This window comes from Polymorphospora sp. NPDC050346, from assembly GCF_040655695.1.
Taxonomy (GTDB): domain Bacteria; phylum Actinomycetota; class Actinomycetes; order Mycobacteriales; family Micromonosporaceae; genus Polymorphospora; species Polymorphospora lycopeni.
In genome coordinates this window covers 1-10,858 of sequence record NZ_JBFAKM010000078.1, presented here as the reverse complement: position 1 = coordinate 10,858, position 10,858 = coordinate 1, and the positions used below count along the sequence as shown (strand labels likewise).

11 protein-coding genes are annotated in these 10,858 nt (G+C 73.2%); 4 read left to right on the top strand and 7 right to left on the bottom strand.

The annotated features are described in order from the left end of the window. Positions 1 to 17: 17 nt before the first annotated feature. The 4 genes from AB0I42_RS36710 to AB0I42_RS36695 form a co-directional block, all read right to left on the bottom strand. Positions 18 to 1,301, bottom strand: coding sequence for an adenylosuccinate synthetase (locus AB0I42_RS36710; protein WP_357544388.1), 1,284 nt, complete (start codon positions 1,299 to 1,301; stop codon positions 18 to 20). Positions 1,302 to 1,462: 161 nt separating this feature from the next. After that, a complete protein-coding gene (locus tag AB0I42_RS36705) occupies positions 1,463 to 2,431 on the bottom strand; it encodes a hypothetical protein (RefSeq protein ID WP_357544387.1) in 969 nt (322 codons plus the stop codon). A gap of 15 nt (positions 2,432 to 2,446) precedes the next feature. Further along, positions 2,447 to 3,433: a serine/threonine protein kinase gene (locus AB0I42_RS36700; RefSeq protein ID WP_357544385.1), complete on the bottom strand. Its 987-nt coding sequence runs from the start codon at positions 3,431 to 3,433 to the stop codon at positions 2,447 to 2,449. Next, entirely contained in the window at positions 3,430 to 4,236 is an 807-nt protein-coding gene (locus AB0I42_RS36695) for an NUDIX domain-containing protein (RefSeq protein WP_357544384.1), read from the bottom strand. Before AB0I42_RS36695 ends, AB0I42_RS36700 begins: the two co-directional genes overlap by 4 nt. Positions 4,237 to 4,631: 395 nt before the next feature. Between AB0I42_RS36695 and AB0I42_RS36690 the strand changes: the two genes are divergently transcribed. Next, complete coding sequence (locus AB0I42_RS36690; protein WP_357544383.1) at positions 4,632 to 5,621, top strand: pectate lyase; 990 nt, start codon at positions 4,632 to 4,634, stop codon at positions 5,619 to 5,621. Positions 5,622 to 5,685: 64 nt separating this feature from the next. Here the strand turns inward: AB0I42_RS36690 and AB0I42_RS36685 are convergent, their stop codons facing one another. Next, on the bottom strand, positions 5,686 to 5,952 hold the full coding sequence (locus tag AB0I42_RS36685; protein ID WP_357544382.1) for a DivIVA domain-containing protein: 267 nt from the start codon (positions 5,950 to 5,952) through the stop codon (positions 5,686 to 5,688). A gap of 330 nt (positions 5,953 to 6,282) precedes the next feature. Between AB0I42_RS36685 and AB0I42_RS36680 the strand changes: the two genes are divergently transcribed. Together AB0I42_RS36680 and AB0I42_RS36675 are read left to right on the top strand one after the other, a co-directional pair. Beyond that, positions 6,283 to 6,840 carry a DUF4142 domain-containing protein gene (locus AB0I42_RS36680; RefSeq protein WP_357544381.1) on the top strand — a complete coding sequence of 186 codons (558 nt, stop codon included), beginning with the start codon at positions 6,283 to 6,285 and terminating at the stop codon, positions 6,838 to 6,840. An 82-nt stretch (positions 6,841 to 6,922) separates the two neighbouring features. Continuing rightward, the gene (locus tag AB0I42_RS36675; protein ID WP_357544380.1) at positions 6,923 to 7,615 is read left to right on the top strand and encodes an SDR family NAD(P)-dependent oxidoreductase; all 693 of its coding nucleotides are present in this window, start codon (positions 6,923 to 6,925) and stop codon (positions 7,613 to 7,615) included. A 181-nt stretch (positions 7,616 to 7,796) separates the two neighbouring features. Here AB0I42_RS36675 and AB0I42_RS36670 read toward each other — a convergent pair whose 3' ends face one another. Continuing rightward, positions 7,797 to 8,783, bottom strand: coding sequence for a helix-turn-helix domain-containing protein (locus tag AB0I42_RS36670; protein ID WP_357544379.1), 987 nt, complete (start codon positions 8,781 to 8,783; stop codon positions 7,797 to 7,799). 86 nt (positions 8,784 to 8,869) lie between these two features. Next, the gene (locus tag AB0I42_RS36665) at positions 8,870 to 9,961 is read right to left on the bottom strand and encodes a sigma-70 family RNA polymerase sigma factor (RefSeq protein WP_357544378.1); all 1,092 of its coding nucleotides are present in this window, start codon (positions 9,959 to 9,961) and stop codon (positions 8,870 to 8,872) included. Positions 9,962 to 10,101: 140 nt separating this feature from the next. Here AB0I42_RS36665 and AB0I42_RS36660 point away from each other — a divergent pair, with 140 nt between their 5' ends. After that, on the top strand, positions 10,102 to 10,785 hold the full coding sequence (locus AB0I42_RS36660; RefSeq protein WP_357544377.1) for a maleylpyruvate isomerase family mycothiol-dependent enzyme: 684 nt from the start codon (positions 10,102 to 10,104) through the stop codon (positions 10,783 to 10,785). The last annotated feature ends 73 nt before the right edge of the window (positions 10,786 to 10,858 follow it).

Below are 10,858 nucleotides of genomic sequence, written 5' to 3'. Positions count from 1 at the left end.
GGAGGACGGGCAGACCGTCAACGTCGAGCGACGCATCGCCGCCCGGATCTACCTGCGGGTCGCCGGCCGGGGACGCGGGGGGTTTTGTGTCGGGCGGTGGGGCCGTCCGAGGTCACCAGGACCGGGGTGCCGAGGTGCTGCTCCACCGCTGTCGGCCAGTCGGTCGGGGGCGGTTCGGCGTACACCGGGCGGCTGGTCAGCAGGCGGCGGGTCAGTGCCTCCTGGCGGGCCAGGTCGCCGGGCGGCCCGGGCACCAGCCGGTCGGTCCAGTCGTACCCGGCGCAGATCCTCGGCCGGTGCGTGCGGGCCACGTCCAGGTGGGTCAGCGCCAGCCCGTCGACACCGCCGGCGACCTCGATCGCGTACCGGTGGGCGACCGCGTCGAAGTGCCCGAACCGGAAGCGGCCCTGCCAGGCGTTGGTGTGGTTGTGCGGCTCGGCCGGCGCCAGCGCCGGGTCCTCGGTGACCAGCGGCCCCGGCCCGTGCCGTGGGGTGACGGTCCGCAGCACGCCGAGCCGGGTCGCCGTACCGGCGAGCCCGGCCTCGGCGAGCAGCGCCTCGGCGTTGGCGAACGTGGTCGTGCTCCACGTCGTGTACGGGTGGAACCCGTGCCACTCGTCGAGCAGCACCCCCTGGGCGCCCTCGAAGACGACGGTCCCGGCCCGCAGCAGCCGCCCGGTGAAGTCGCCGTCCACTACCGACACCCGCTCGGCGAAGGCGGTGAACGCGGCCACGCAGTCGTCGACCGGCGGCGCGTCGAGCGACCCGACCTCGGCGGCGAGCCGGTCGCGCAGCGCCGCCAGGCGGGTGCGCAGCCGGGCGGGGGACAGGCAGTCGGCGACCCTCGGCGCGTCGCCGGGGTGCGCGAGGGCGTACGCCATCGTCTCGCCGACCCCCATCCCGCACGACCCGTGCCGGTCGCCGCCCCGGGCCAGCTCCCGGGCCCGGTTCGCGGCCCGGTGCCACGGGGTGGCGAGCAGCGCGTCCCGGTCGACGGTCAGCCGGGGAAGCGCGTCGGTCACCCCGAGGGCCGCCAGGTGGTCGGCCTCGCCGGCCAGCGCCAGCGGGTCGACCACCATGTGCCGGGACAGGTGGGTACGCACCCCGGGCCGGAACGTCCCCGACCCGAACTGCGCGAACGTGTGGTGCCGCCCGTCCGGCAGGACGACGGTGTGCGCCGCCTGCGCGCCGCCGTTGAAGCGGACCACCGCGTGGACCGGCCGGCTCGCGCACAGCCAGTCCACGACGGTGCCCTTGCCCGCGTCGCCGTACCCGAGGTCGACGACGATCACGTGTTCCACGGTGCGCTCCCTGGTTGCCGTTTGGTTCGTGCTGCGGTGCTCCGCTGCGCTGCTCGCACTCAGCTGTTTGGTTCGTGCTGCGGTGCTCCGCTGCGCTGCGCTCCTCGCACTTAGCTGGTTGGTTCGTGCTGCGGTGCTCCGCTGCGCTGCGCTCCTCGCACTTACAGCCGGGTGACGCGGTCGGTGGTGCGGGTACGGGCCGGCAGTGCCGAGCGTGTCCTCCGGGCCCGGTCGGCGCCGATGCGGACGAGGGCCTTCGACACCGTCGCCGCCGCCGCGTCCGAGCCGATGTCGCGCAGGTCGTCGAGTGCCTCGTCGAGGTCGACGGTGCCCTCGCCCAGCCCGACGGTCAGCGCGATCGTCTCGCAGGCCGCGTCGAGGTCGTCGAGTTCGATGGCGTTCTGGCCGAGCAGGTCGCGCCAGAAGCCGAGCACCCGCGGGTCCTTGGCGTGCCAGCTGCCGGCCGGCAGCAGGAAGTAGGTGTTCCACTTCTTCCGTACCTCGTCGAGGATGCCCGTCAGCGGCACGTTCTCGGTGATTTTCTCGCCCAGCACCGCCTGCACCTCGCGCCGCTTCACCTGCGGGTACGCCATCTCGTCGCCGATGATGAACAGGTAGCCGCGCCGGCGCCGCTTCTCGTAGCAGTCGATCGTGGTGTGCCGGGCCATGAAGTACATGGCCAGCTCGTACGACTCCATCATCTGCCCGCCGCCGCCGCCCTCGAGCACCATGTTGCCGAGGTGCTCGTCCATCCGGTTGTCCGACTCGAACTGGCCGACCTGCAACGGCACCCGGTCGCAGGTGGCGTCGCCGATCGCGCCGAACATGATCTGCGGGTCGGTGGCGTAGCCCTTGCGCAGCAGCAGGCCCAGCAGTTGCGGCAACTTTTCCTGCAACACCCGGGGCACGTGACGCATCGAGCCGGTGACGTCGAAGAGCACCGCGATCGCGACCGACTCGGGGTGTTCGGCGCTGTCCCGGCTCTCCCGTACGTCCACCCCACGCGGGTCGAGCGACGGGTGCACCGTACGGGCACCGCCGTCGCTGTAGGCGAAGGCGCTCTTGCCGCTGGCGCGGCGGTAGCTCTTGGCGGCGTCGTAGACGTCGGTGGACCAGATTCCGCTTCCCATCTCGGGCCTTCCTCTCTAGAGCGTGAACGGTCGGAACGTGCGGGGGCCGTAGAGGTTCGCCAGCACGTCGTCGAATTCGTCGAGCAGTCGCCAGGCGTCGTCGGGACGCTGGCGCGGGGACGGCAGGGTGCAGCCGGCGACGAACCGGCGCAGCGCCGCCGGGGCCCGGTCACCCATCAGGTGGGCCATGCACCGGCTGGCCATGGCGATGTCGGTGGCCGGGCCGGGGCGTTCCCGCCGGGTCACCTCGACCGGATACCAGTCGGCGTACGCCGGCACCAGCGCCGGTATCCGTTCGCCCTCGTCGCTGGCCGAGTAGCACCAGTCGACGAGGACGACGCCGTGCGCGTCCGGTTCGATCAGTACGTGTTCGGGCAGCACCGCCCCGTGCACGACACCGGCCCGGTGGGCCAGGCCGAGGGCGGTGAGCAGCCGTCGCCACATCCAGGCGGCGTCGCGGGCGTCGAGCCCGTCCGGGCGGCGGCGCCGGACCTCGGCGAGGCTGTGCAGGTTGCCGACGGCGGCGACGACGTTGACCCGGCGCTGGGTGCCGTCGGCGGTATCGGTGTGCTGGAACGTGTCGACCAGCCGGGGCACGTACGGCAGGAACCGCGGGTCGCCGCGGTCGGCGAGCGCCCGCAGGGCCCGGGCCTCGCGGGCCATCAGGTCGTTGTTGGCCGGGTCGCGGGGCAGCTTGAGCAGCCGGTCGGCACCGACGTCGTAGAGGTCGGCGAGGTCGCCGCGGTGGGTCGGGCTCCCGGTGAGGCGGTAGCTGTCCCGGCGGGTCTGGATCACCACGCTCCGCCGGTCCTGCCACAGGCCGCTGAGCCGGACGAACGCCTCGGTGGCGGCATCCGGTCCGGTCCCGGCGGCCGGCCGCCCGTCGGGGTGCAGCACCCGGGCCAGGTCGCGGTAGCGGCGGGCCGGGTCGGCGTCGCCGAACAGGTCGTCGGCGTCGCGGGCCGACATGACCAGCCGGATCGCCTCGGCGACCGTCGTCATCGGACGGCCTCCTCTCGGGAGGGCCGCAGCAGCGCCGGGTGCAGCAGCCGGGCGTCGCCGGCCCGGTAGAGCCGGGCCCGTGGCCCGCCGCGCGCGCCGCCGCGGTCGGTGGTCGCGCCGACGCTGTCCAGGAACCCGGGTACGGACAGCACCTTGCGGTGGAAGTTGCCGGCGTGCAGGGTGTCGCCCCAGACGGTCTCGTAGACCGCGCGCAGTTCGGCGATGGTGAACTCGGGGCCGACGAACCGGGTGGCCAGCGGCGTGTACTCCAGCTTGGAGCGGGCCCGGTCGAGGCCGTCGGCGACGATCCGGGCATGGTCGAAGGCCAGCTTCCGGGTGGTGCCGGGCCGCTGCCGGACCGGGCGACCGGGCAGCGCGGCGGCGTCCGGCAGCCCGAGGCTGTCGACGGCCACCCAGGCCGCCTCGTCGGCGTCGGAGCCGGCCGCCGGGTCGGGCAGGTCGGGGGCGAAGGCGAGGTAGGCGACCGAGACGATCCGCATCCGCGGGTCCCGTCCCGGTGCGCCGTACGTGCCGAGCTGTTCCAGGTGGACCCGGCCGAGCCCGCCGGCCTGTACGCCGGTCTCCTCGGCCAGTTCGCGGCCGGCGCCGGTGGGCAGGTCCTCGTCGGGGTGGACGAAGCCGCCGGGCAGGGCCCAGTGTCCGGCGTACGGCGGGGCGGCCCGGCGTACGAGCAGCAGGTGCAGCCGTCCGTCGCGGATCGTGAACGCGACGACGTCGACGGTCACCGCGACCGGCGGGTAGGCGCGCGGGTCGTACGCGGCGAGGAACTCCTCTTCGGTCATCGGGCGTCCTTTCCGGTCGGGCGGTACGTCGAGAACGTTACTCTCACTCTGAGTCTTTCTCAACCCATGAATAACCCTGATCACAGTGGACGACTGCAAACCCGCCCGGCTCGCGCTGCAAGTTCCGGAGTCGCGCCGTAGGGTGGAAGTGGCGCTATTCGGACGCAACCCGGCAATTCGACGGCCGGGTTGGTCGATTAGCGCTAATTCCACCTCAAATTTCCTGCAATTCCGTCTTATTGACGCATATATTTCTGCCTGCCTACGGTGAATGCGAAGGTCCCGTTCGGATCGTGGGCCTTCATCCCACGCACGAAGGCAGTGCGGCGGTGGCCCGACGGCCCGCCGCCGCACCGGCGACCCCGCGTCGCCGGGACCCAGGCAGAGGAGAACCCATGCACACCACGCAACCCACCACCCGGCACCGCAGATCCCTCCCGGTGCTCATCGGCGCGTCACTCGCGGCGGCGACGCTCACCCTCGGTGCGGGAGCGATCGCGAACGCCGGCCCGGCGCCCGACCGCGTCGAGGCTCTCGACGCACCCGGACTCGTGGGCTGGGCGACCGAGAACGGCGGCACGACCGGCGGCGCGGGCGGCCCGACCGTGACCGTCACCGACGAGGCCGGCCTCGCCGACGCCGTACAGCAGGACGGGCCGGCGATCGTCCAGGTGAGCGGCACCATCAACCTGTCCGACATGGTCCGGGTCGGCTCCGACAAGACCATCACCGGCGGCGGCACCATCACCGGCAACGGCTTCACCCTGCGCGAGTCGCACAACGTCATCATCCAGGGCCTGTACTTCGACGACTGGGACGACGACGCGATCAACGTGGAGACCGAGTCGACCAACGTGTGGATCGACCACAACACGTTCGGCGTCGGCTACGACGGTGCCGTGGACGTCAAGCGCGGCTCCGACTTCGTCACCATCTCGTGGAACCACGTACGCGGGCACAACAAGACCATGCTGCTCGGCCACAGCGACGACAACGGCAGCCAGGACATCGGCCACCTGCGGGTGACCTACCACCACAACTGGTTCGACGGCACCGAGCAGCGCAACCCACGGGTGCGGTTCGGCAATCCGGTCCACGTGTTCAACAACTACTACGCCTCGGTCGGCGGGTACGGCGTCGCGTCCACCGAGGACGCCGGGGTGCTCGTCGAGGGCAACTTCTTCGAGGACACCGACGACCCGTTCCACCTCGGTGAGGGCTCGTCCGGGCCGGGCACGCTGGTCGCCCGGGACAACCACTTCGTCAACTCGGGCGAGGGCGAGCAGGGCGGTAGCGTCGCCGCGATTCCGTACGCCTACACCCTCGATTCCGCCGCCGACGTGAAGTCGATCGTCAGCGCGGGCGCCGGGGCGGGCAATCTCTGACCCGCAATCCCCCATCGTCGCGGCATCCCGTCCCCGGGGTGCCGCGCCGGGGTGTCCGGCAGGGTCAGCGCGGGCGCTGGGCGCAGGTGGCGGCGTGCTCGACCTGCCAGCGGTAGAGGGCCTCCTTGACCCGGATCGACTCGCTCGTCGCCTCGGCCAGCTCGCGCTCCAGGCGGAGCATCTGGTCGGCGACCTGGTTCAGGAAGGCGCGTACCTCGTCGGGGTTGAGGCCGCCGCCGCGGCGGGGCGCCGGTCCGAAAGCGGCGTCGCGGATCTGCTGATGGCCCATCCGCACCGGTCGTTCCGCTGTGGACCAGTCGTCTGTCCGCATCCGCTCTGCCTCCGGTGGTCGGTTGTCGTGGCCGTACGAGCGACACCACTCTATGTGCCTGGTAACGGTTGTGGAATGCCTCCGATCCGTTCCGTAACCGGTATGCGACCTGCGGTGTTGCCGGCCGGTCCCGGCGGCCGGCGGTCACCCGGCGCCGGACCCGTTGCGTCGCAAGGCTTCCCGTCGCCCCGGGCGGCCGGGGGAGTGGGCCCCGATCGGTGGTGATCACGCCACCGTCGCGGGTATCCGAGGGGAGCGCCGAACCGGCGGGAGGTGGTTCGAATGTGGCAAAACGTACGAAACCTCGCAATAACCGGTATAGCCGCGATAGTGCTGTCAGTCCCCGTACCCGCTCCGGCCGCGCCGCCATCCGGCCACCCACCGACCGGCGGCGCCGCCCCGACGGCCGGCACCGGACCCGCCGGTGAACGTGACCGCCCGGCCCGACACGACGCCCGCTACCTGCGCGCCGCCCACCAGGCCAACCTGGCCGGGATCGAGGCCGGCCAACTGGCCGGCACCAAGGACGTCGCACCGCAGATCGCCGACCTCGGCGCGCAGTTCGTCGCCGACAACACCCAGCTCGACGTGGAACTGCGCCGGACCGCCGCCGCCGTCGGCGTCGAGCTGCCGGACAGGTTGAACCGCGACCAGCAGGTGGTCCTGGGCCGGCTGCGCGACGCCGACGGTGACCGGTTCGAGCGGCTCTTCATCGCGTCCGAGGCGTCAGCCCACAAACGCGCCATCCGCCGCAACAAGACCGAACTGGACAGAGGGACCGAAGCAGAGGCCAAGCGGTACGCCCAGGAGTCGACGCCGATCCTCCAGACCCACTACGACGACCTGCGTGCCGTCGCGACCGAACTCGGCCTGCCCCGGCCGGGCTGACCGCCACCGGACCCGGTGGGTCGCGGCGACACGGCCGTCCGGTCCTGCGTACGGTAGGCGGAAACTTGGAAGGGGAGCGGCTTTGGGACGTACCGCGCTGGTGACCGGTGGGACCGGCGGGCTCGGCACCGCGGTCACCGCCGCCCTGCTCGCCGACGGCTGGCGGGTCGTCGTGCCGTGGCTGGTCGAGGACGAACGCGACCGGCTCGAACCACACCCCGACCTCGTCCTGGTCGAGGCCGACCTGTTCGACGCCGACGCCGTACGCCGCTGCGTGGCACTGGCCGCCGGAACGCAGGCGGCACCGCTGCGCGCGGTCGTCAACCTCGTCGGCGGCTTCGCGATGGGCGGCCGGGTGCACGAGACCGGCGTCGACGAGTTCGAGGCGCAGCTGCGGCTCAACCTGCGGCCGACGTACCTCGTCTGCCAGGCGGCGCTGCCGCACCTCGTCGCGGCCGGCGGCGGATCGGTCGTCTGCGTGTCGAGCCGGGCCGCGACCCGGCCGTTCGCCGGCGCGGCCGGCTACATCACGGCGAAGTCGGCGGTGCTCGGCTTCGTCGGCGCGCTCGCCGCCGAGTACGGCCGGGACGGGGTGCGCGCCAACGCGGTCGTGCCCGGCACCATCGACACGCCCGGCAACCGGGCCAGCCAGCCCGACGCCGACCGGCGCGGGTGGGTCGACCCGGCCGAGATCGCGAAGGTGGTCCGGCACCTGTGCGGCCCGGAGTCGGCGGTCGTCAACGGCGCCCAGATCCCGGTGCACGGCCTGACCTGATTCCAGGCCGCTCGCGCGGCAGCACCTGATCCCAGGCCGCTCGCGCGGCAGCACCTGATCCCAGGCCGCTCGCGCGGCAGCACCTGATCCCAGGCCGCTCGCGCGGCAGCACCTGACTCCCGGCCTCGATCCGATCCCGGCCCGACCGGGGGCCGCCGCCCGCCAGACCGCCGGGCCCGGGTCAGGGGCCGCCGTCGAGCAGGGTGTGCCCCAGCGGCGCCAGGGTGTGCCGGACCGTGTTGCCCTGCCGGGTGCTGACCACCAGGCCGGCGTCGCGCAACACCGTCAGGTGTTCGCTGGCGGCCGGTGCCGAGATGCCGAGCCGGCCGGCGACCGTTCCGGTCGACGGGCCGTCGGCGGCCAGTTCCAGCACCGCGGCCCGGGTCCGGCCGAGCAGCGCCGAAAGCGACGCCCGGCCCGCCTCGCTGGCGACCCGGGCCGACCGTTCGACGGGATAGACCAGGACCGGCGGCAGGTTGGGGTCGACCAGCGCCATCGGCCGGCTGGCCGCCTTGAAGTAGCTCGGCACCAGCACCAGTCCGCGGCCGTCGAGGTGCAGGTCGCGGTCTGCCCGGTAGTTGGCGATCTCGAGGACCCCGGCGGTGAACCGGGCGGCCGGGTGCAGCCCGTTGAGCAGCGCGACGGCGCCGCCGTCGAGCACGGTGCGGGCGCGCAGGGCCCGGTCGGCGTCGAACGAGGCCCGGATCCGGTCCCACATCGGTGCCACGGCGACGTCGTGGTAGCGGCGCAGCGCCCGGCCGAGGGTACGCAGCGCGGCCGGGTCGCCGTCGCCGATGCGTAGCGCGGCCGGGTCGAGCCGGTGCCGGTCGGTGCCGAGCAGCGCGATCTCGGCGCGCAGCCGGTCGCGCGGGGTGTCGAGCAGGGCCTGCAACCCGGCCTCGAACCCGTCGGCGGCCTCGGCCGGGGTGAGGAAGTCGGGGAAGTAGCCGGTCGGCGGGTTGAGGGCCAGTGCCGGCGAGATCTCGTGCCGCAGCGTGGTGTCGGGGCGCAGCCGGTGGGCGAGGTCGGCCTTCCAGCCGGCGAGCAGCGGCGGGGAGCCGCGCCGGCGCAACTGGTGCATGCTCAGCGTCAGCTCCCACAGCGGGTCCGGGGCGGTGGCGACCCGGGTGCGGTTCAGGTCGGCCACCGTGAAGTGGATTCTGAGCATCTGCACTCCTGGCCGGCGTGCCGTCGCCCGGCACCTTCCGGGCGGTGTCTCGGGGCACGCTCGCGTGGACTACGGGGTTCGCCACCCTACCCGCGGGGTCCGACAAAAACGGGGCCCGCCGGATCCGGTCGTACGGTTTCCAGCGCCGGCGGCAGCCCGAAGGCGGCGAAGTGGCCGGGGTCGAGGAACGAGGTGATCCCGGCGATGCGTTCGTCACGAAGCGTGAGGACCGTGATCGACCAGGCGAGGTGTGGACCGTCGTCGGCGCCGAGGTAGAACGCCACGGCCGGCTGGGCGTTCGCGCTGGTCGGAAGGAAACGCCAGCTCGGGCAGCGGGCCATCGGAACCCGTACGGCGAAGTCCGTCACCGCCGCGATGCCCTGGTACCAGTGCCGCAGCGGCGGCATCGACCAGCTCACGTCCTTGGTCAGCAGCGCGACCAGGGCGTCGACATCGCCGCGCTCCAGCGCGTGGGCGTACGCCAGGACCGTGCGGCGGATCCGATCGTCGCCGGTGGGTGCCCGGTGCCGGGCGCGGGGTGGGATCCTCTCGGCCACCAGCCGGCGGGCCCGCGCCAGGGCGGAGTTCACCGACCCGGTCGAGGTGTCCATCATCGCGGCGATCTCCGCGGCGGAGAAGCCGAGGACGTCGAACAGCAGCAACGCCGCCCGCTGGTTGCCGGGCAGGTGTTGCAGAGCGGCGACGAAGGCGAGTTCGACGGCCTCCCGCCGCTCGTAGCGGGCGTGCGGGCTGGCCGGGTCGTCCGGTAGGCGGGCGTCGGGGTAGGGACCGAGCCAGGCGACACCGGTCACCGGGTCGTTGCCGTCCACGACGGCGCGCTCGCTGGCCGGGCCGAGGTCGACCGGCAGGGCCCGCCGGCCGCGGGTCCCGACGAGGTCCAGGCAGGCGCGGGTGGCCACGGTGTAGAGCCAGGTACGCAGCGGGCTGCGACCCGCGAAACGCGGCATCGCCCGCCAGGCCCGCAGCAGGGCGTCCTGCAGGGCGTCGTCGGCGTCGTGGGGTGAGCCGAGGATGCGGTAGCAGTGGGCGTGCAGTTCGGCACGCAGCGGCCGCACGAGTCGGGTGAACGCGGCCTCGTCCCCCGCGCGGGCGCGGGCCAGGTCCGCGCCGTCGTCAGCCGGGGCCGCCGTGGACCGGGCGGAAGAAACTTTTCCCATGAGCGACGATTCTGCGTCAAGAGGGAAGTCCTACCTGTGACCGACCATCTCCGGCCTGGCCGGGAGGCCGCCCGTGGCCTCGACCGACCCGCCCGGCCGGGCCAGGTCGAGCCACGATCCGATGACAGGAGAACACCGACATGACCGGTTCGATCCGGAAGCCGGCCTCGAGCCGTCCGAGGGAGATCTGGCCGCTGATCCATGCCGAACGGGCGGCGCTGGCGGCCGACCTGGCGGACCTGACCGACGAGCAGTGGGCGACGCCTTCGCTGTGCACCGAGTTTTCGACGCGGGAGGTCCTGGCGCACCTCACCTCGGCTGCGAACCTCAACCCCGTACGGTGGCTGGCCGGTGTCGTCCGCTGCCGGTTCGACTTCGACCGGCAGGTGACGATGCGAACGGCCGAGTGGTTGGGCGACACCCCGGCCGACACACTCGACGGGTTCCGCCGGGCCGTCACCAGCACCACCAAGCCGCCGCTGCCGGCCATCGCGTTGCTCGGCGAGACGATCGTGCACGGCGAGGACATCCGGCGCCCCCTGGGCATCCACCGGGACTATCCGGTGGAGACGATCACCCGGGTCGCCGACTACTACAGCGGCTCCGACCTCGTCGTGCTCGCCAAGGGGCGGATCGGTGGACTGCGTCTCGTGGCGACCGACGGACCCTTCACCACCGGCTCCGGGCTCCTCGTGTCGGGAACCACCCGTGCGCTGGTGATGGCCATGACCGGACGTACGGCGTACTGGGACGAACTCACGGGAGACGGTGTCGCGGTCCTGCGGGACCGCGGCCCGGCCGGGAACGGGGCGGGCCGGGGCTGAAGGGCTCCCCGCCGGGGCGGCGAGGCGCGGGGGGGGGGGGGCCGCCCGGCGACCCCCCCCCCCCGGCCCGCGG

Excerpts from the sequence above, each read along its gene's own strand:
- AB0I42_RS36705 (WP_357544387.1), bottom strand. The coding sequence starts at position 2,431 with ATGGGAAGCGGAATCTGGTCCACCGACGTCTACGACGCCGCCAAGAGC.
- AB0I42_RS36700 (WP_357544385.1), bottom strand. The coding sequence starts at position 3,433 with ATGACGACGGTCGCCGAGGCGATCCGGCTGGTCATGTCGGCCCGCGAC.
- AB0I42_RS36695 (WP_357544384.1), bottom strand. The coding sequence starts at position 4,236 with ATGACCGAAGAGGAGTTCCTCGCCGCGTACGACCCGCGCGCCTACCCG.
- AB0I42_RS36690 (WP_357544383.1), top strand. The coding sequence starts at position 4,632 with ATGCACACCACGCAACCCACCACCCGGCACCGCAGATCCCTCCCGGTG.
- AB0I42_RS36685 (WP_357544382.1), bottom strand. The coding sequence starts at position 5,952 with ATGCGGACAGACGACTGGTCCACAGCGGAACGACCGGTGCGGATGGGC.
- AB0I42_RS36670 (WP_357544379.1), bottom strand. The coding sequence starts at position 8,783 with ATGCTCAGAATCCACTTCACGGTGGCCGACCTGAACCGCACCCGGGTC.
- AB0I42_RS36665 (WP_357544378.1), bottom strand. The coding sequence starts at position 9,961 with ATGGGAAAAGTTTCTTCCGCCCGGTCCACGGCGGCCCCGGCTGACGAC.
- AB0I42_RS36660 (WP_357544377.1), top strand. The coding sequence starts at position 10,102 with ATGACCGGTTCGATCCGGAAGCCGGCCTCGAGCCGTCCGAGGGAGATC.